Here is a 20,213-nt window from a genome sequence, read left to right as displayed (position 1 = left end):
CGCCCCGGCGCCGGCCGGGGAAACCGCCGGAGCGGTGTGCGACGCTCGCGGCCCCGGTGCTGCGCTGCCGGCCGGAACCACTCCGAAGTCGTCGGCGCCGGAACGCGTATCGTCCCGCCAGGCATCCGTGACGAGCAGGGCCGAGACGAGGAGCCCTGCCAGCGCCACTGCCAGCCCCAGGACGACGGCACGACGTGACCGAGTCCTGCCCATCGTTCAAAGAGTCCTTCCTGCCGTAAGACGCCGGGTGCCGCCGCCGGGTGGCGGCGGCACCCCTCCGCACCATCGGCGCTTCGGTGTACTCAGCGGGCGCTGGACCGCAGTCGCAGCAGCAGACCGGTGATGCCGAGAACGGAGACCGCGCCCAGCGACAGTGCGCCGAGCGGCAGGCTCTCGTTGTGTGCCGCGGCCTGCCCGGTCTCACCGGCCGGGACGCCACCGGGGGCGGAGTGCATGCCGGTGATGGTCTGCGTCTTCAGCGCCAGGTTCTTGTCCGCGGCGCTCCCCCATGCGTAGACCACGGTGTTGGTGCCCTCGGCGAGGTTCAGATCGGCGGGGCCGATCGCGACCTTGTCGGTGCCTGCCAGCACGACGTCGGCCGACACGGTGCCGGCGGCAACCTCTGCGGTGGCCTCCTTGGGGTTGGTCAGCCCCTTGAACACCGGCTTCTGGCCGGCCCGGACGTCGACAGCGGGAGCGGCTGCGACGTGTCGGACGGTCAGCCGCGCCTTGCCCGCCGGTACTTTCGAGGTGTCGTTCACGAACGCGTCCAGTGCGGGCTTGCCGTCGGCCGTCAGATGCGCCACCAGGGTCGCATTGGCCCCGGCGGGCACGTCGACGGTCTTCTCGATGGCGGGCGTGCCGTCCGGACCCTCACCATCCTTGAATATCTTGATGTCGTAGGAGCCGGCGTCCAGCTTCATCGGGTCGGTCAGCGTGCCCGGCTTGAAGTCGGGAATCAGCTCCTTGTCCCCGGCGTACACGTCCACCGTCAGGCCCGGTACGCCGTGCAGGACCGAGACGGTGGCCTGCCGGCCGTCGGCCGCCTGCGGCCGGGCGAGTGCGGGAGCACCCGCGGTGACGGACAAGGTGACGGCTATGCCTGCGGCCAGGGCTGCGCCCGCAGCACGAGTGGTCATGGCGGTCTTCCCCTTCCCGGTCGAGAGGTCTTCGGGTCTGTGAGAACGGATTCCGCCAGGACCGGGGATCTGGTTTCACTCGATCGGCATGTTTTTTCGGCACTCCGTCATACGTACGGCTTCCCGTGGTGTGCGCCGCACTCGGTCGGGGAGAAGGTGGGCTGCGAGGTCCTGGGTGGTCGCCCTGCCTGCGGGGCGGGTCGATGCGATGACGGCTCGTCAGGGCGGGCGGCAGCCTGCCGGACGAGGGCGCACAGGGCGCGAGGCGGGTCGCCGACGATCACGACGGGGGGACGGTGCGGTTCGCCGGAACCAGGGCGAAATCCGCCTGGACGGTCCGGGCGGCATGGTGGTCCCTCGGCGCGATGCTCCGCGAGTGCTGCGGCGGAACCGGTGCCCAGGGCGTTCGGCGGTGTGTGGGACACGACGTGGCCACCGGCGGCGACGGAGGCTGCGTCATCGGGTTCATGACGGTGCTCCACGGGCCGCCGCCCGCCGGGGGGCTGCCCGGCCAAGGACACGGCCTGCGGCTCAGGGGTTGCAGGAGGGGCAGTGGGCCGGATCGGCTCGGGTGAGGCCGTCGTCACGAGGGTGGATGGCGCGGTGAGGGCAGCGGGCGCAGCCGTGGACGAGGGCGCGGTGCCATTCGGTGGGTGTGCCGCACAGACCGCAGGGCAGTCCGCCTTCGCGGTCGATGACGCCGTAACCCGGGGCGGCGCAGGCCGGGCAGAGGGTGGCCAGCCGGGCGGCGAGGCCGTCGGCGAGGATGCCTATCTGCTGCATGCGCGTGGGGTTGAGGTGGGCACGCATGTCGGTCTCCAGGCGGGCGCGGCCGCATGCCGAGGCCGCCGCGCACTCCGCGATCGCCTCCGCCAGGGCCGCAGGCTCCTGAATGCCCTTGTGCAGCAGTGGGGACCGGTCCTCGACGGCGGTGTGGGGGCGCACGATCAGAGCGTGTGACCCGAACCCGACACGGTCGCAGAACGCCTTGGTCGGCGCATCAAGGCCGGTGCTGGTGTGGTGCGCGAAGTTGGTCGGGGTGATCCTGCGCTCGACGACACGCAGGCCGCGTTCGGCGTCGAGGAAGACCAGCAACTCCTGCCCGCAGGGCAGCAGCGGTGCCACCGGATGCGGGCCGAAGGAACCCTCGCTGGCGACCGCGCAGTTCAGGTCCGTTGCCTCCAGGGCGAGTCGGGCCTTGCGGAACGCCGTCTCGACGGGGGTACCCCGGCGGGGGATCTCGCCGGTGAAGGTGCCCAGTTGATCGGTGTCGACGTCCTCGGCCAGCACCAGGCGCAGCCCCACTCCCTCGGCCAGGGCGGGCCCGACGACCTGGTGCTTGCCGTGGCGCGTCGCCATGGCCGCCTTCGTCCCGCTGTAGGGGTGGTGCGCACCGTGGCCGCTCACGGCATGGTTTCCGTCGCGCCGGGGCCGGGCGGGGGCTCGTGGTCGATGCCGGTGAGTACGGAGACGAGTTGCCCGATGGCGGTCTCACGGTCCATCGGGTGGCGCAGGGGCAGGCCCGGGTGCAGGTGGTAGATGTTGCGCCTGCCCTGCCGGGTGCGTTCGAGGTATCCGGCCTCCACCAGATCGGTCATGATCCGCTGCGCGGCCCGCTCGGTGATGCCGACGGTGTCGGCGATGTCCCGGAGCCGGGCCTCGGGGTCACGCACCACGCACAGCAGCACATGGGCGTGGTTGGTCAGGAACGTCCAGTGCGGCATGCCCGCCAATGTACCCGACTTCCCCTGTCTCGTGAATCACACTTCGCTTTACAGGACATCTGTGTCATGTATTTTGAGTCCGGCAACATTGGTCCTGTGAGCTTGGAGGTTCTCATGGCCGCACCTGACACAACGCCCCGCCCCGGCCGCCGGCCTGCGCCGACCGGGCACGAAAGCCCGGAGTCGCCGGGCCGCTGGACCGCAGAGGATGTCATCCGGGCGGCTTCGTCCGCCGCAGCGGACGAGCAGGCCGCCCGATGGGCACACAAGTGGGCCAGCCCCCCACCGGACGTGGTGATCGCCGTCTCTCCCTCCGGCGGACGCCGCCGCGCCGCACGGGAAATAGGCGCCTACATAACCGGCGAACTGGAGCGCGGACGGTCGCTGTACTGCGTGGTCCGCGACTCGTTCGTGCGCGTGCGCATCGGCGGCTTCGACGGCCGGGCCCTGCTGCCGCACTGTCTTGAGCACGTCCCGCCGGCCGACGACATCACGCCCGTCTCGCACTCGGGGGTGGACGCGTGAGCGCCGCCGTTCTGCTGCCGGCGGCCGTTCTGCTGCCTGCCACGGCAGCGGCGGTGGGCCTGCTGCCCCGGGCTCGGAGCGCGGCCTGCCGCCTCGCCGTGGCGGGCAGTGCCCTGGCCGCCACGGCCGCCGCAGCACTCGCCGTCGTGGTCGCCGTCGAGGGCCCGGTCGCCACGGCCCGCCCCGGCGTGAGCAGGGACTTGTGGGTCGGGCTGGTCGCCGACCGGCTCACCGTCACCCTGCTGGTACTGGTGTGCACGGTCAGCGCGGTCGTGCAGGTCTTCGCCCGTCGCCACCTGCAGGGCGACCCCGCCGGGCGGCGCTTCGCCGCCCGGGCCGGGTTCCTGACCGCGGCAACCGCGGCCATGGTGACCGCGGCCTCGCTGCCCGCCCTGGCGCTGGCCTGGTCGCTGGCCGGGGCGGCGTTGGTGGCGCTGGTCGGCTTGTACCGGCCTGCCCCCGCGGCCCGCGAGGCGGCCCGGCGCACCGCCCGCATGGTCCTGTACGGGGATGCCGCGCTCTGGACCGCCGTCGTGCTGCATCTGGCTGCGGGCGGCGAGAACGATCTCCGCCTCCTGGCCGCCGATCCGGCCCCGGCAGCCGGAGGCGTGACCGGGGCGGTGGTCGGATGCCTGCTGGTGGTGGCAGCTGCCGCCCGCTGCGCACAGTTGCCCTGGCACCGCTGGCTGCCCGCGTCCCTGGCCGCCCCGACCCCGGTGTCGGCACTGCTGCACGCCGGCGTGGTCAACGCCGGCGGCATCCTCCTCATCCGCCTGCACCCCGTCGTCGCGGCCGACTGGTGGGCGACCTGGCTGACCGTCGCCCTCGGCACCGTCACCGCTGTCGCCGCCACGCTGATCATGCTGGTGCGGCCGGACGTCAAGGGTGCGCTGGTGCACTCCACCATGGCCCAGATGGCATTCATGCTGCTGAGCTGCGCCATGGGCCTGCTGGCCGCGGCAGTGGCCCACCTGATCGCCCACGGCCTGTTCAAGGCCAACCTGTTCCTCGGCTCGGGCTCGGCTGCCCACGCTCACGTCCGCCGCCTGCAGGAGCCGCCCCCCGCCCCGATCGGCCGTGCCCGCGCGGCCGTACTGGCCGGCCTCGCGCCGGCAGCGGCGGCCCTCGCCATCATCCTCGCGGCGCGCCTGCTGCACCCGCAGCAGCAGTCCGGCGCCGGGGTGCTGCTGGCGTTCACCGTCGTCACCGCCGCCGCTGCAGCCTGGGGATGGCTGCGCCGCCGCAGCACCCTCACGGGCGTGGTGCTGCTCCTGGTGGGCCTGCCCGCCCTGGCAGGCGGCTATCTGGCGGTGCTGACCGCCCTCACCCGCGGCCTCGGTCCCGCGCTCGCCCCGGCCGGTCCTGCCGCCGCGCCGGCCTGGACGCTGGCAGCGATCCTCGTGCTGCTCGCCGCGGCGGCGCTTCTGCCCGCCCGGTCGCACCGCCGGACCGGCCTCCAGGACCGGCTGTACGCGTCCGTCCTGGCCGCCGGCCAGCCGCCACTGACCGCCGCACCTGCCCTCCGGGCACCCGGTTCGGTTCCCGTGCCCACGCCGGTGCCCACCGTGCCCGGCGCCACGCCTGCCTCGGTGAGGGTCCTGGCGACCCAGTCGGAAGGAGTCCACCCGTGATCACCACCCCCACCCCTGCCGCCCCCGGCTCTCCCACGCCCCGGCAGCCGGCCGTCGCACAGTCGGCGTTCCGACGGCTGCTCGCCGACGTCACCGAGGCGGCCCGCATCCTGCCTCCGAACTGGCCGCTGCGGGACTTCATTGCCGTCAACCCGCTCGGCGGCCTGACGGAGAAGCCTTTCGCCGAGGCGGCTGAGACGGCCGGCATCCTGCTGGGCGCCCGCGCCCTGCCCCCCGAGACCTGGCTGCGCGCCGCCTGGCGGCGCGGCCGGATCACCGACGCCGACCTGCGCGCCGCCCTGGCAAGCCACGCGCCCACCGCGCTCGACGGACCCGCGATCAGCCTGTCCGGGCGGCGCCTCGAGCCTGAGACGGTGCTGCTGGCCGAACTCCACCACGGCCTGCTGCCCCCTCACCCGCAGCGCACCAACCGCACCCTGCTGGAGCGCCTCGACCCCCAGGCGGCCGCGCTCCTGGAAACCCACATCATCACCTACCTGGCCGCCTACCTCGACGACGGCCAGGCCTCCTGGCCCATGCCCGGCCGCCATCTCGGCCTGTACGCCGCATGGCACGCCCTCGCTCCCCACACCCCCCACCTGCCCCGAACTGCCCGGGCCCGCCTGCGCCACCTGGCCGACCAGCCCGAACAGGCCCTGCTGAACGCCCTGGACGAACTCGGTGTGCCCGAGGCCGAGCGGATGGGTTACCTGCAGGCACACCTGGCCTGCCTGCCCGGCTGGGCGGCCCGTCTGCGCGGCCACGCCGAACAGCACGCCGACGCCGCCTCGGACCTGGTCGGCTACCTGGCACTGCGCACCGGCGTCGAAGCCGCCCTGCTCGCCCCCCGGTTCCCCTACGGAACCGCCTACATCGCGGCAGCACCTTGCCGGAACGCCGGTCCGCGACAGCCGACGCCCGCTCAGCGGGCCGCGCACCTGATGCCCCACCTCGGCATCACCGCCTACGGCCGCAACGCACAGGACCGCCTGGCCGGGCTGCTCGCCCTCCTGCCGTTCACCCGGCGGGCCCTGGTGTGGCTGGAGGCGTACGAAGGCCACTACCGAGACCGGCTCCTGACCGCCCTGAACCGTCCCCTGACCCACCAGCAGGACGGTGACCGTCCTGTGGCACAGGTGGTGTGCTGCATCGATCCCCGCTCCGAAGGACTGCGCCGCCACCTCGAGCAGCAAGGTGCCTACCAGACGCTCGGCTTCGCCGGATTCTTCGCCGTCGCGCTGCGCTTCAGCGACCTGGCCGGCGGAGCCCCCCGCACCCACTGCCCCGCCCTCGCCTCCCCGCAGCACGACCTCACCGAGCGCCCCGCCCCGGGGCACCACAGCCGAGCAGGACGCCACCTGGCCGGCCGCCAGGTGCTCGCGGCCGCCGCACAGGCCTGGCGCACCGCCAAACATCACCCGGCCGCGCCCTTCGCACTGGCCGACGCCACCGGCTGGGCCGCCGGGCCCCTGGCCGCCGCCCGCACGCTGGCCCCCCGCGCCACCACGCACGCCCTGAGACGGATCACCCGCCGCCTCACCCCACCCGCCGTCACCGACATCACCATCGACAACCTCACCCGCGACCAGCGCCTGCACACCGCGCGCACCGTGCTGACCCTGATGGGCCTCACCCAGGATTTCGCCCGCCTGGTCGTCTTCGTCGGGCATGCCGCCCGTACCACCAACAATCCCTACCAGGCCGCGCTGGACTGCGGCGCCTGCGGTGGTCACCCCGGCGGACCCAACGCCCGCGCCGCCGCCGCCCTCCTCAACCATGCCCAGGTCCGCGCCGACCTCGCCGAGCACGGCATCGCCATCCCCGGCACCACCCACTTCCTGGCTGCCGAACACGACACCACCACCGACCACGTCACGCTCCTGGACACCCACCTGCTGCCCGCCACCCACCAGACGGACGCCGCCCGGCTCACCGCCGACCTGGAGCGCGCGGGCACCCAGCTGGCCGCCGAACGCTGCACCGTCCTGCCGGCCGCTCCGACCCGGCCCGGCCCCCGGCTCGCGCGCCGCCACGTCGCCACCCGCGCCGCTGACTGGGCCCAGCCGTTCCCCGAGTGGGGCCTGGCCGGCAATGCCGCCCTCGTCATCGCCCCCCGCGCCCTGACCCGTGGCCTCGACCTCGAACGACGCGTCTTCCTGCACGACTACGACCACACCCGCGACGGCGACGGCACGGTCCTGGAGAACATCCTCACCGCCCCCCTCGTCGTGGCTCAGTGGATCAACAGCCAGTACTACTTCGCCACCGTCGACCTCCACACCTTCGGTGCCGGCACCAAAGCCCTGCACAACATCACCGGCGCCGGCCAAGGCGTCCTGGCCGGCGCCACCAGCGACCTGCAAGCCGGCCTTCCCTGGCAGTCCCTCAGCGACGGCAGCCAACTGCGCCACGAACCCCAGCGCCTGCTCACCCTCGTCCACGCCCCCCTCGACCGCCTCGACACCCTCATCGCCCGCCATCAGATCCTGCGCCACCTGATCGGCCACGGGTGGATCACGCTCGCCGCCCGCACACACACCCATCAACCCTGGCACCGCCGTGGCCCCGACGGCTGGCAGCCCTGGAGCCCCTCGGGGACGCTGTCCGGGACCGCCCCGGCCTGACCGGAACCTGCATCGCCGTCCACTCACCGCCGATGCCGTCCGGACCCCGATCACCCGTAGCACCGCGTACACCTTGCCGCCGGACCGGGGCACCGCGGAGGCTGAGGACCGCATGCGCACCTCACCTGCACGCCCCGTCCGGCCGGGCCGGAGTACCACTTCGATTCCGGCCGTGCCGAGCCCATGACGGACGGGGCCGGCAGCCCACCCGGAGCGGCTCCGGCGTGGAGATGGACGTGCGCCGTGCCGGCGGTCGGCCGGCGAACGGGGCGAGGCGCCCGCCGGCGGGCATGGTGCGCCCGGTGCGACAGCCCCGGGGAACGGCCACCCGGCCCGCCGGAGAGTTCCAGGGCGTGGTGCATGAGTCCGGGCACCGTCTCGGATGCGGTCTCCGCTGCGCTCGGTCGGCCGCATCGGAGCCGTGCGCCCACCCCATGCGAAGACGCCGGTCTCCCGGCCCGCGATCGGGCCGGGGAGACCGGCGTCAGGTCACGCGAGCCCCGGACCGGCCCACGGCGTTCTTGACCGTCGGGGGCCGGGCGCTGCCACCCGGACGAGCCGGGTCTGCGGAGGAGGCCGGTGTGGCGTTATGGCGTTGGTGTCCTCCAGATGCCTCGGCCGTGCGTTGCCACGTAGATCCGGCTGCCGTCCGGGCTCGACGAGAGGTAGACCGCCGGCGAGGTGGGCAGGCCGGCCCCCAGACGGGCCCAGTGGCCCGCCGAGGTGCTGGTGAACACGCCCAGGTCGGTGGCGACCACCAGCGTGCCCCCCTTGGTGACGAGCGCTGCGTTGGCGGGGGCGTCGGGGAAGGAGTCCGCGGCTGCCGGGTCGCCGCTGACGTCGTTCCAGGTCTTTCCGCCGTCCGTGGTCTTCCAGACGTGGCCGTAGCCGGCGCCGGGTCCCTCGTTCCAGTGCCGTGAGAAGCCGTTGATCACCGCGTAGACCGTTGCGCCGGAGGCGTCGGACGGGTCGACGGTCAGACCGGAGATGTAACGGTTGGGGAAGGCGGCGGGAAGATCCACCTGGTGCCAGCTGCCGCCGTAGTTGGTGGCGATGCCCCGCCCGAAGGAGTCGGTGACCGAGGAGCAGGGGCCGCACCAGGCCGCCCAGGTCACGTGGTCGCGGCTGGTGACCGCCGAGGCGGAGCGGCCGGCGCCCAGGTCGTAGAGCTTGGTCCAGTCGGCTCCGGAGGTGCTCTGCCAGGTCCTGCTGTTGCCCCAGACGTACTGGCCCCCTGCCACCCACAGGCCGTTCGGGTCGGTCTCGTCCGCGCTGAACGGGGCGATGAAGCGGGCACCCGGGTCGCCGGGCGCGATGTCGGTGATCACGTCCTCGGAGCCGTCGTCACTGGCGGTGTAACCGCAGTTGTTCGTGATCTGCAGCGCCAGGTCGACGTACTCTCCGACCGTCTGGCAGCCGTTGGCAGGGTTGACCAGCTGGTCGCCGCCGTCACCACCGAACGGGGAGACCATCTCGCCGTACGGGTTGAGCTGCTGCCCCTGGTAGGTGGCGCCCTGGGGCGCCAGCAGTGAGACGCCGTTGTCCTGCAGGCCGCCCCAGACGGCCTCGCCGCTGCCGTCTGGCATCCTGCCCGCGCGCACCGAGTAGTACTGGAGGTTGCGCAGGGTGCCCGACTCGTTGAGGTTGCGCCAGCCGGGGGTGGTCTGGGCCGTGGGGCGGGCGTAGACGCCGCCGTCGTTGCCGACGAACACCTCCGGGTCCGCGTCCTTCCACTGCGAGAAGGCAAGCGCGTGCTGGTCGGAGTGCAGTACGTCGCCGTCACAGGAGTTCGCGGCCGGGTCGTACGAGAAGCAGGTCATGCCGAAGTTCCAGTAACGGCCGATCGCCTTCCAGGTGGCGCCGCCGTTCCTGGACTCGAACACCTCCTCGAGGCCGAGGTAGACGTGGTCCGGGTCGCTGGGATCGACCGCGATGACCTGGTCGTACCAGGCCTGGGAGCCGGGCTGGTAGCCGGTTCCGATCTCGTTGACCTTCATCGCCGAGCCGCTGGTCGACAGCGACGAGGAGGTCGCGATCTGCTTGAACGAGCCGTTGGCGTCGCCGCTCCGGCTGACGTAGACGCCGGCGAGGACCGAGTACACACCGGCGCCGGAGGACTTGTTGAGGAGCTTGGGGGACTCCATCGAGACGTAGAGTCTGCTGCCGTCAGCCGAGTAGGCGAAGGCGGCGTTGCCGATCTCGGCGGGGTTGATCGCACCGGTGGGGTTGGCCCGCTTCCAGGTGGTGCCGGCGTCCTCGGAGTAGTAGAAGCCGTTGTAGTCGGCGCCGCTGCGCCAGGCCACGTTGGCCAGCAGCCTCGTGCCGTCGCTGCCGGGCTGTACGGCGATGTCGTTGGCGATGTCGGCGTAGTGGCTGTCCACCCCGCAGGTCACCCCGCTGATGCCGATGCCCGCGCACGGGGCGAGCACCTTCGTCCAGACGGTGGACTGTCCGGCCGACAACGGGCGCCGGAAGAGGCCGTGCGAAGAGGCCGCGAAGACGTAACCGGCGGCCTTGTCGAAGGCGACGGTGTGGATGGATGCCGAGTCCAGCTCCGTGCCGCCCACCTTGTCGCTGTCGCTGAAGGTGCCGGTGACCGGGTCGGCGAGCCGGTAGACGCCGCTGCCGAGGTAGTTGTCGGATGCGGTGGTCGCCTCGCCGGTGGCCAGCCACAGCGAGCCGTCGGGCGCGACCGCGAGGGCCCCCACGGACAGGGCGGGCAGCCGGTCCGCGATCGGCGTCCAGGTCCTGCCGTCGTCGGTGGAGCGGAACACACCGCCGCCGGCTGCGCCCGCGTAGACCACGCCCCGGTGTGTCGGGTCGGTGGCCAGGGCGGCGATGCGGCCCGCCGAGTGACCCGCACCGCCACCGGAGTTGGAGGCCGACCGGTCGCGGTAGTGCAACGCGTCCGCGTTGTACGGCGAGGTGGTCACCTCGCTCCAATTCCCGTTCTTCACCGGCATGTTCTGGATGTGGGCCCAGGCATCGGCGTAAGCGCCCGGCGTGATCCGGCCACCGGGGGAAAGCCTTGGTTCGTTGAACGTGTCAAGGGACTCCATCAGCTCGTGGGACTCCTCGCCGGCCACTTCGTGGCGGCCCGCTCCCTTGTCCCCGTCCAACCCGTACGCGGCGACGGGTCCCGTCCCCGCTATCAGGAGTGCCGCTGCGGCGGCGGCGAGCGCCGCCCGCCCGCTGCCCTCCGCCCCGCGGCGCGGTCTGCGCCGTGCGGAATGCACAAGCATGGACTGTCTCCGGCTTCTCCGGCGTAGGCCGTGGCTGCCCCTGTGGCCGCACTTGATCTCCTACTGCCGAGCGCCGGAAACGTACTCCCGCGACGTCCCTCGATCCCAGACGTTTACAGCAACTTTATGGCCCGACCAAGGTAATGGTTTCGAAAACAGCGGCGTCGACCGTCCGGCCTGCCCGCCGCAGCGAGGGCACAGCTCCCGTCAAGCGCGGCCCGGCGAGCCGGTGTTGACGGGCCATCGCCCACACCCCGGCGACTTCCCTCCTCCACGGCTCGGGCTTCGAACCCCACCGTCGCCCCGCCGGGCTCTGGCGCCACCTGCGCACAGCCGGACACAGGCCGGCCACCGCGCGACGAACCGTGGCTTCGGAACGGTGCGTGCGCGCCGGCAGCCGATGCCACGGGCGGGTCCCGGCCCGTGGAGCGGGCGGCACAAGCCGGGAGGCTGTCCTGTGACAGGTCAGGGGGTGAACACCTCGTCGAGGCGGTCGATGGCCCCTTCGCCGTCGAGGTGGTACTTGAAGACCAGCCCGCTGTCGGGGTGCGCTTCGAGCCAGTCGAGGAACTCCTGCACGCCGATGTGCTGGTTCTCGGTGCTCTCCACGATGGGGTTGGTGGCGGTGATGTACGCGGCCTGATCCATCGGCAGGTACGTCTCCTTGCCCACGGTGACGAACGGGGCGCCGTCGGAATCCGCCGGAGCACAACCCCAGTTGCCGTACCTGACGATCAGGTTCAGTGACCCGCCTTCGGGGGTGTAGCGGTAGACCGCGATCTCGTCGGGCGAGATCGGCATCCTGTGGTCGCAGCCGCTGGTGCTGGAGGCGGCCGGCTCGGCGGGTGCGGGCGGCGCGGTGGGGGCTGAAGTGGCTGAGGAGGACGACGGCTTGGCGTCGCTCGCATCCGCAGTGGTCGATCCGGCGGGCTTGCTCCCGGCCGCTGTGGCGCCGGCCCCGCCGCCGGAACCGGCCCCGGTCGTCGCCGCGTGACCGGTGGCCGGGGACGTGGTGGTACCGCTGTCTCCCCCGCAGGCCGTGAGAGACAACGCCAGGGCGGCGACGACGGACGCGCTCACCGCGGTCGTGCGGAGAGCGGCGGTGGGTCTGTGCCGGGTGACCTTGCCAGCGGTTGCCATGACGGACTCCTTCTTCTGGTCGCGGGACCTGCCGGGCCGACCCGATCCCTGTCGCAGGGACGGATGATGTCAAGCCACTCGCGGTTGCGGCCGATGGGGGCTCGTTGCCGACCCGTGATGACCCTGTGTGTGCCTGGCCACGAATCGCCCGGCGACCACGCTCCACAACCGGCGGACGGGAGGCGGTGCGCCCGGGGCGGCATTGTGCGGGTCGCCTGGTGCGGTGCGCCGCGCCGCGACCGTGGAGGCCGATCTGTCACCCGGCGGTGTCGCAGGTGAGGGCCAACTCCGGTTCGGCAGGCGGTTCGACGGCGAGATGACCGGGGCGGGCTCGGGCTCGCTCTGCGAGCCGGAACCTTTCCGGCATCTCAGGCACAGCCGCAGACCGGCTGCGGTCCGGACGGGGCCGGAACACTCATGACCGCGGTGATCGGCCCGGTGATCACGGCCACGGGGCCCCGGTGCTCGCGGTCACCCGGAGCGCGTGAGGCGGCCCTGCGCTGCGCGGCGGCCTCGACTGCGGGATCCCGCAGGGCCCTTGGGGCTGAAGGCGCGGCGGTAAGCGGCGGGTGAGACATCGAAGGCGGTGCGCATGTGTGCGCGCAGGGAGTTCGCGGAGCCGAATCCGGCCCGGTGCGCGACCATGTCGATCGGCAGGTCGGTGATCTCCAGCAACTGCTTCGCCAGTTCCAGCCGTTGTGCGGTGAGCCACTGCACCGGTGTCATGCCGACCTCGTCCCGGAAGCGCCGGGTGAAGGACCTCAGGCTCATCCGGGCGTGCTCGGCGAGCTGGGTGAGCGTCAGCGGCTCGCCGAGGTGTTCCAGTGCCCAGGCGCGGGTGGCGGTGGTGTCGGCGACGGTGGGTTCGGGGACCGGACGGTCGATGAACTGGGCCTGTCCGCCGTCCCGCCAGGGCGGTACGACGCACATCCGGGCGGCCCGGTTCGCGGCGGCCGCGCCGTGGTCTCGGCGGATCATGTGCAGACACAGGTCGATGCCCGCGGCCACGCCCGCGGAGGTCAGCACGTCGCCGTCGTCGACGAAGAGGACGTCCTCGTCGACCTTGACCTTCGGGTAGGCCCGGCGGAACTCCGGGGCCAGGTTCCAGTGCGTGGTGGCCGGTCGTCCGTCGAGAAGCCCGGCCGCGGCGAGCACGTAGGAACCGGAGCAGATGGACACCAGCCGGGTGCCGGGCCTGATGCCCGCGATGGCCGCGGTGACCTCCGGCGGGAGCGGACCGCCACTGCCCAGTTCGCGCATGGCGTGCGTCGGCGGGACGATCACGGTGTCGGCGGCCGCCAGGGCCTCGGGTCCGGCCGCGGGCTGCACCGCGAAACCGGCGTCGCTCGGCACGGGGGCGCCGTCGCAGGTGCAGACGGTGACGTCGTACAGCGGGCGGCCCTCGGCGTCCGCCGCGTTGCCGAAGACACGGGAGGGAATCCCGAGTTCGAAGGGCGGGACCCCGGGCAGGGCCAGTACGGCGATCCGGTGCCGCCGGGGCGACGCACCCTCCGTCCGGTCAACGCCGTCCTCCATGGCCGCCCACCGCGTCTCGCTCATGGCCAGATCCTGTCACATGATGGCCAAACGGCCAACACCATCGCGGACCGGGGTGCCGCACTGTGGACCGAGCCGCCGCCGGGGACCTCCCGGTGGCCGGCCGAAAGAAGCGAAAGGGAGAGATGGGCAACATGCGTGCGGTGGTTGTGGAGCGATGGGGCGGACCGGAGAGCCTGGTCGAGCGGGAGATCGAGCGCCCTCGGCCCGGACTGCAGGAGGTCCTGGTGCGGGTGCACGCGGCCGGAGTGAACCCGGTGGACTGGAAGACCCGCGCCGGCGGGTTTCTCATCGAGTGGGGCGCGGTGCCCGCGGTGGGCTGGGACGTGTCCGGAACGGTCGAGGCCGTCGGACCCGGCGTGGGGATGTTCCGCCCCGGTGACGAGGTCTTCGGGATGCCGTTGTTCCCTCGTCAGGCGGGTGCCTACGCCGAGTACGTGGTGGCGCCGGCCCGGCATTTCGCCCCGAAGCCGGTGGGCCTGAACCACGCGGAGGCCGCGGCGCTGCCGCTGGCCGCACTGACCGCCTGGCAGGCCCTGGTGGACGCCGCCGACGTGCGTCCCGGTGAGCGGGTGCTGGTGCACGCGGCGGCCGGCGGGGTCGGGCACTTCGCGGTGCAGATCGCCAAGGCTCGCGGCGCGTACGTGATTGGCACGGCCAGTGCGGGCAAGCACGACCTGGTGCGGCGGCTGGGCGCGGACGAGGTGGTGGACTACCGCGCGGTGCGGTTCGAGGACGTCGTCACCGGCGTGGACGTCGTCCTGGACGCTATCGGCGGAGAGACGGCCGAGCGCTCCCTGCAGGTCCTCCGGGCCGGCGGCCGGCTGATCACCCTGACCGGCCCCGACGACGTGCCCGCCGCCCGGGACGGCGTGCGGGCGATGTGGGTGCTGGTCGAGCCCGACCACCGGGGCCTGCGCGAGATCGCCGCCCTGGTGGAGCGGGGCGAACTGAAGCCGGTGATCGAGACGGTCCTGCCGCTGGCGCAGGCCGCGAAGGCGCACCAGATCGGTGAGCAGGGGCGCACCACCGGCAAGATCGTCCTGACGGTCCTCTGATCCGCCGCCCAGGCAGGCCGCAGTTCGTCGGCGGCCGGGTGCGCTCCTGACCTGCCGGCAGGACCGGGATCGCGGGCGGCGCACCATGGGGGCGGCCTCGTCCCTGTCCTGCGTCCACCGTGCTTTACGCCCGACGCGACCTGTGCACGGGAAACGGTGGAGGCCCTCGTGGACGTGATGACCCCCCGCCTCATGGCCCTGGCCGCGGCACCGCGGGCGCGGCGGGGGAGCAGATGTGGACGTCCCCGCGGGACCTGGTCTGACCACGGCATTCGGACGGAGGGCCGGGCGGCCAGGGTGAGTTGACCCCTCTCGCCGAGCCTGCCAGCGCGGAACGTGCTGTCGAGCCGGCAGAGGTACTGGCTCGCCCTGCCCCGGCAGGATCTCGCATTCGCCCAGGCTCTCGAGGCCTGGCGGCGGGAAGCAGAAGCCCTGGAGGGTATCCGGACCGGCACGTGCGACGTGCACAACACGGTCTCCGGGGGCACTCTGAACACCGTCGTCCAGGCGCTGGGACGTCCATGGTTCCGTCAAGCCCGGTGGCTGACGCGGTCGGGCATCGCCGGCTGGTGGAGCGGGGGCCCGGGCGCGGACCGGGCAACGCGATGGCGCGGACCCGGCAGGCGATCGTGACAGGGTCTGCTGACGCGCCGTGCGTCCTTGGTCTACTGTGAGCGATGTGCCGGAATGCGTTGAACCCTGTGCGCTGGCAAGCGAGTTCACCGCAGCGCTCGCTCGTCAGCAGCAGCTCGCCGAGCGCCGTGAGGAGATCGTCACCAGGCTGCACGACGAGGTCGAGCGGCTGCGCCGGGGCGAGATCGACATGGCGCTGGACCTCGTGCGCCACTCGCTGATCCGGCTCCACGATCAGATCCTGCGCCAGGCCGAGAACGTCACCGGCCCGCTCGACGCCGACGCGCTGCGGACCCTGTTGACCGCGCTGGCCGACGAGGCGGCGGACACCGTCGCCAGGACCGGCGTGGAGCGGTACGTGCCCCGGCCCGGCGACGCGTTCGACATGGCGTTGCAGCGTCCGGTGGGCCGGGCCGCCGCCGACGGGCCCGAGGCGGACCGGACGGTGGCGCGCGTCGTGGCGGCCGGGTTCGTGAAGGGGGAGCGGGTCGTACGCAAGGCCGACGTCGTGGTCTCCCGGTGGGAACCGGACGTCCCGTGAACGACTCCGGCTCCGGTGAGCTCGACGGGCACGGCTTACAGCGCTCACAACTGACGACTGGCGGAACGACAGACGGGGCGGGCGTGACGCGCGGCCGTCCCGGCGGCGGGAGACCGTATGGCCGTCTACGGCATCGACCTTGGGACCACCTACTCGTGCGTCGCACGCATCGACGACGTGGGCAGACCGACCGTGCTGCGCAACCTCGAAGGAACGGACACCACACCGTCCGTCGTCTACTTCGAGAGCGCCGACAGCGTGGTGGTGGGACAGAGCGCCAAGGACGCCACTGTCCTCGACCCCGAGCACGTCGTGCAGCTCGTCAAGCGGGACATGGGCGATGTGGTGCCGCGCGAGTTCCACGGCCGCACCTACACCCCCGAGGAGATCTCCGCCCGCATCCTGCGCAAACTCGTCGAGGACGCCAAGGCCGCCGGCGGCGAGGAGGTGCGCGACGTGGTGATCACCGTGCCCGCCTACTTCGGGCTCGCGGAGCGGGACGCCACCCGCAAGGCGGGCGAGATCGCCGGCCTGCGCGTCCTCGACGTGGTCGCCGAGCCCATCGCGGCCGCGCTCGACTACGGGGCCCTGGAAGGAGACGAGGCGCGCGAGGACCGGGCCGTCCTCGTGTACGACCTCGGCGGCGGCACCTTCGACACCACCGTGCTCACCCTGCGGGGGCACGAACTGACCGTGCTGTGCACGGACGGCGCGAAGGAGCTGGGCGGCAGCGACTTCGACGACCGCATCGTCATGCACCTGGTGGAGCGGTTCCGTGAGCGCTTCCCGGACGTCGACGACCCGCTGTCCGACCCCCAGTCCGAGACGCAGCTGCGCAAGGACGCCGAGGAGGCGAAGAAGTCGCTGTCCTTCCGGGAGCGCTACACCGTCCGCGTCATGCACCAGGGCAAGGTCGAAGCGGTGGAGCTGACCCGGGAGAAACTCCAGGAACTCACCGCCGACCTGCTCGACCGCACCGTCGACATCACCCGCCGCACGGTCGAACTGGCCGCCGAGCGCGGTGTGTCGCACTTCGAGGAGGTGCTGCTGGTCGGCGGCGCCACCAAGATGCCCGCGGTGGCCGAGGCCCTGCGCACCCAGTTCGGCTTCGAACCCAGGCTGCACAACCCCGACCTCGCGGTCGCCCGCGGCGCCGCGATCTACGCCCTGGACCGGGCCGCGTACATCGTCTCCAGCGGTGAACTCCCCGCGGAGCAGATGCCGGACCTGCCCGAGACGGGGCTGCCGCACCGCCCGTACCAGATCTCCACCGTGGCCTCGCGCGGCTACGGCATCCAGCTCGTGGACCGGGGCACGGACCGGCACTACGTCTTCCACCTGGTGCACGCCAACGACCCGCTGCCCGTGTCGGTGACCGACGAGTTCTACACCACGCACGCCGGGCAGCGCAGCGTGCGCATCCGGGTGATGGAGCAGGCGGGCGTGGAGGAGTCGGAGGAGCTGGCACACAACACCTGTGTCGCCGAGGGCAATCTCGCCATTCCGCCGGGCAAACCCGAGAACTGGCCCATCCAGTGCGTCTACACGCTGGACTCCTCCGGGCTTCTCGGCGTCGTCGCCGTGGAGAAGGAGACCGGCGAGAAGCTCGAACTGACCGTGCAGATCGGGGGCATGACACCGGACGCGGTCGCCACCGCACGGGACGCCCTGAGCCGCCAGCGCTTCAGCTGACGCGGGGAAGGACCGGGGAAGGACCGGGGAAGGACCGGGGAAGGACCGGGAAGGACGGGGGAGGCACGCGTGGCGTTCGACGAGCAGCGCTACCGGAGCGACGTGCTCGACGCCGGACTGCCGGTGACCGACGACCTGCGCACCCGCTACCAGTTGCCGCGACGCCTGGACGGGCCGGTGGTCACCGAGACGGTCGCCGCGGTCCGCGCCTGCTGGCGCCGCAACCGCGCCCGCCTCAAGTACCGCCCGGTCATCGAGGAGCTGGAGGCCGGGCACCTCATCCACCGGCCGCTGTTCGAGGCCGCGGCGGGCGGCGACCTGGGCCCGCTGCGGGCGGCCGTGGCCGAGCACGACCGGCAGGCCGGGGCCGGGCAGGCGGCGCTGCACGCGACGCTGCGGGAGGCCGCGGCCGGGCTTGGCCTGCTCACCGAGGTCACCCTCGCGGAAGCCGCCGCGGCGCACCGCGTCGGCGAGGCACAGGCCCGGGACCTGCTGCCCGGCCTCGGGCTGCGCATCGCCGAACCGGACCCGCTGCCCAGGCAGGTGCCGCACCCCGCCTACGCCCGCTGCGGCCGCCACCTGGAGGTGCTGAGGCTGCGCCACCTCGACGACTTCCTCGCCACCGGCGCCCCGGGCGGCCGTACCCCGCAGCCGGTACGCCTCTTCGACGCGCCGCCCGTCGAGGCCGCGGCCGTGGAGTCGGCGGCCCGCCGCTGGAGCCGGCTGCCGCACAGCGCCGCGCACACGGCCGCCCAGGCCGTGGCCGCCGCCGTGCGCCGGGTGCTGGCCGACCAGGGCGCCGAGGGCCTCGCGCAGGTCCGGCTGTACGAGGTGGCCGCGCCGCTGCGGGAGCGGCTCGCCGCCCGCGCCACCCCGGCCACCCTGCTCGCGCACGCGACCGGGGAGTTGTCGATCGCCGTACCGGACGCCCGGCGGCTGGTGTTCGCGGTGCTGCACGAGGAGGCCGGGAACCCGCTCCAGGCACGGCTGGCGCGGCTGGCGGCGGACGGGCGGCTCGCGGAGGCGGCGGCCGTCGCCGACCGCCTGCCCGCCGACGCGCTGCCCGACGAGGCCCGCGCCCTGGTCGCCCACGTGCGCGACAAGCTCGCCGAGGCCCGCGCCCTGGTCGACCGGGCCCGGGGGCTGCCGGCCCGCGACGCCGACCTGGCCTGGGAACTGCTGGAACGGGCGGAGGCCGTCGCCCGCGACGTGCCGGGCGCCGACGCGGTGCGCCGGGCCCTCACGGTCCGCCCGGTCTCCGGCCTGACCGCCACGCCCGACGGCACGGGCGTCATCCTGACCTGGCGGCCCAGCCCGTCCACGGCGGGCGAGCCCGAGTACGTGCTGCGGCGCGCCGAACGCCGCCCGCCGCACGACCCGGCCGACGGGACCGGGCTGCCGCTGCCGTCGCCGCGGGCCACCTCGTTCGCGGACCGCTCGGCCCCCGCCTGCGTCCCGCTGTACTACGCGGTCGCCGTGCGCCGGGCCGCCGAACCCGACAGCGCGCCCTCGCCGCTCGCGGTGTGCGGCCCCGTCACGTACTGGCCCGACGTCAGCGGCGTGCGACTGCGCCCCGAGGACCGCGCGATCACCGCCGCCTGGACCTGCCCGGCGCAGGCCCGGTCCGTCGAGGTCGTCCGCGTCGGGCCGGACGGCGAGCCCGTACGGGTCGCGGCCCGCCGCGACGGCTTCACGGACGGCGGACTCACCAACGGCACGGCGTACCGCTACCGCGTCCACGTCCTCTACCACCCCGACGACGGGCGGCCCGTGCGCACCGGCGGCGTCTCGCTCACCGCCACCCCCCTCGGGCCGCCCGAACCGGTCACGGACCTGGAGATCCGCCCCGTGGAGGGCGGCCTCCTGGCCTCCTTCGACCCGCCGTCCGGCGGTGAGGTGCGCCTGTACGCCCTCGGCGACGCACCCCCGTGGCCGCCCGGCACCCGGCTGCGCACCGCCGAACTGCCCGGGCGGCCGATCACGGCCGAGCACGCCCCGGAGGGGCTGCGGTTCCCCAGACCGGACCGGCCCACGGTGGTGCAGGCGGTCACCGTCGCCGGGGACCGCGCCGTCACCGGAGCGCACACGGTCGCCGCCGTGCGGCCGCTCGGCGCCCTCACCCTCACCCGGCACGGCGGCACGGGCGTGGCCGTCGTCCTCGACTGGCCGCCCGACGCCGGCGACGAGGTGGAGGTCAGCTGGCGGACCCCCGGCGAGCAGGACCAGCGGCGGCGCACCGTCGGCCGGGCCGCCTACCGGCACGAGGCGGGCGTACGGCTGCCGGTCGCGGACGGCGCCGGGGTGGAGGTCGAGGTCCGGCCGGTGGCCGTGCTCGGCGGGCAGCGCACCTACGGCCCGCCCAGCACGGCGGTGCTGCCCGCCCGCACCGACGCCGGTTACCGGCTCCGGCGGCACGGCATGCCCGGACGGCGCACGGTCACCGCCGTGTTCACCGCGTCCGCCCCCGTACGGGCCGAACGGCTGCTGCTGGTGTGCTCGCACGGCCCGCTCTGGCCGCTGGAGCCCGGCGACGGGGACGTCCTCGCGGACCTCGCCGGGGCGGAGCTCGGCCCGGGGCGGGACGTGCGGCTGTCGGCGCGGCTGCCCCGCGGTCCGGGCGGCTGGCTGCGCTGCTTCGCCGTCGGAGAGGGGCTCGTCCTGCGGGACCCGCCGCACCACACGCTCCGGATCACCTAGGGGGCAGGGG

Annotated in this window: 13 protein-coding genes; 7 read left to right on the top strand and 6 right to left on the bottom strand. The window is 73.5% G+C overall.

Going from position 1 to position 20,213, the window contains the following annotated elements; genetic code table 11:
• Positions 1–302 precede the first annotated feature (302 nt).
• From ACH4ZX_RS04595 to ACH4ZX_RS04585, 3 genes are all read right to left on the bottom strand, one after another.
• Positions 303–1,139, bottom strand: coding sequence for a DUF4397 domain-containing protein (locus tag ACH4ZX_RS04595; RefSeq protein WP_398267391.1), 837 nt, complete (start codon positions 1,137–1,139; stop codon positions 303–305).
• A 531-nt stretch (positions 1,140–1,670) separates the two neighbouring features.
• On the bottom strand, positions 1,671–2,546 hold the full coding sequence (locus ACH4ZX_RS04590; protein ID WP_398267388.1) for a DUF6671 family protein: 876 nt from the start codon (positions 2,544–2,546) through the stop codon (positions 1,671–1,673).
• Positions 2,543–2,863, bottom strand: a complete 321-nt coding sequence (locus tag ACH4ZX_RS04585; RefSeq protein WP_398267385.1) for a helix-turn-helix transcriptional regulator — start codon at positions 2,861–2,863, stop codon at positions 2,543–2,545. The genes ACH4ZX_RS04590 and ACH4ZX_RS04585 overlap by 4 nt, the downstream gene beginning before the upstream one ends.
• A 291-nt stretch (positions 2,864–3,154) precedes the next feature.
• On the opposite strand from ACH4ZX_RS04585, the gene ACH4ZX_RS04580 reads away from it, so the two are divergent.
• The 3 genes from ACH4ZX_RS04580 to ACH4ZX_RS04570 are packed head-to-tail and all read left to right on the top strand — an operon-like array spanning position 3,155 to position 7,643.
• Complete coding sequence (locus ACH4ZX_RS04580) at positions 3,155–3,388, top strand: hypothetical protein (protein ID WP_398267382.1); 234 nt, start codon at positions 3,155–3,157, stop codon at positions 3,386–3,388.
• Positions 3,385–5,019, top strand: a complete 1,635-nt coding sequence (locus ACH4ZX_RS04575; RefSeq protein ID WP_398267379.1) for a proton-conducting transporter membrane subunit — start codon at positions 3,385–3,387, stop codon at positions 5,017–5,019. The genes ACH4ZX_RS04580 and ACH4ZX_RS04575 overlap by 4 nt, the downstream gene beginning before the upstream one ends.
• Entirely contained in the window at positions 5,016–7,643 is a 2,628-nt protein-coding gene (locus ACH4ZX_RS04570; RefSeq protein ID WP_398267376.1) for a DUF2309 domain-containing protein, read from the top strand. Before ACH4ZX_RS04575 ends, ACH4ZX_RS04570 begins: the two co-directional genes overlap by 4 nt.
• A gap of 587 nt (positions 7,644–8,230) precedes the next feature.
• Here ACH4ZX_RS04570 and ACH4ZX_RS04565 read toward each other — a convergent pair.
• The 3 genes from ACH4ZX_RS04565 to ACH4ZX_RS04555 all read right to left on the bottom strand — a co-directional run bounded on the left by ACH4ZX_RS04565 (position 8,231) and on the right by ACH4ZX_RS04555 (position 13,561).
• Positions 8,231–10,885, bottom strand: coding sequence for a glycosyl hydrolase (locus ACH4ZX_RS04565; protein WP_398267373.1), 2,655 nt, complete (start codon positions 10,883–10,885; stop codon positions 8,231–8,233).
• Between the two features lie 465 nt (positions 10,886–11,350).
• Positions 11,351–12,025, bottom strand: coding sequence for a hypothetical protein (locus ACH4ZX_RS04560; protein WP_398267370.1), 675 nt, complete (start codon positions 12,023–12,025; stop codon positions 11,351–11,353).
• Positions 12,026–12,496: 471 nt separating this feature from the next.
• Positions 12,497–13,561, bottom strand: coding sequence for a GlxA family transcriptional regulator (locus tag ACH4ZX_RS04555; protein WP_398267650.1), 1,065 nt, complete (start codon positions 13,559–13,561; stop codon positions 12,497–12,499).
• A gap of 155 nt (positions 13,562–13,716) precedes the next feature.
• Between ACH4ZX_RS04555 and ACH4ZX_RS04550 the strand changes: the two genes are divergently transcribed.
• From ACH4ZX_RS04550 to ACH4ZX_RS04535, 4 genes are all read left to right on the top strand, one after another.
• Positions 13,717–14,640 (top strand): NADP-dependent oxidoreductase, encoded by a 924-nt coding sequence (locus ACH4ZX_RS04550; protein ID WP_398267367.1) that lies wholly within the window; start codon positions 13,717–13,719, stop codon positions 14,638–14,640.
• Between the two features lie 679 nt (positions 14,641–15,319).
• Positions 15,320–15,814: a nucleotide exchange factor GrpE gene (locus ACH4ZX_RS04545; RefSeq protein WP_398267364.1), complete on the top strand. Its 495-nt coding sequence runs from the start codon at positions 15,320–15,322 to the stop codon at positions 15,812–15,814.
• A gap of 117 nt (positions 15,815–15,931) precedes the next feature.
• The gene (locus ACH4ZX_RS04540; protein ID WP_398267361.1) at positions 15,932–17,506 is read left to right on the top strand and encodes an Hsp70 family protein; all 1,575 of its coding nucleotides are present in this window, start codon (positions 15,932–15,934) and stop codon (positions 17,504–17,506) included.
• Between the two features lie 69 nt (positions 17,507–17,575).
• Positions 17,576–20,203, top strand: a complete 2,628-nt coding sequence (locus ACH4ZX_RS04535) for a hypothetical protein (RefSeq protein ID WP_398267359.1) — start codon at positions 17,576–17,578, stop codon at positions 20,201–20,203.
• The last annotated feature ends 10 nt before the right edge of the window (positions 20,204–20,213 follow it).

Source organism: Streptomyces sp. NPDC020490, from assembly GCF_044335305.1.
GTDB lineage: Bacteria > Actinomycetota > Actinomycetes > Streptomycetales > Streptomycetaceae > Streptomyces.
The sequence above is the reverse complement of the archived record's forward strand: the minus strand, read 5'-3'. Positions and strand labels throughout refer to the sequence as shown.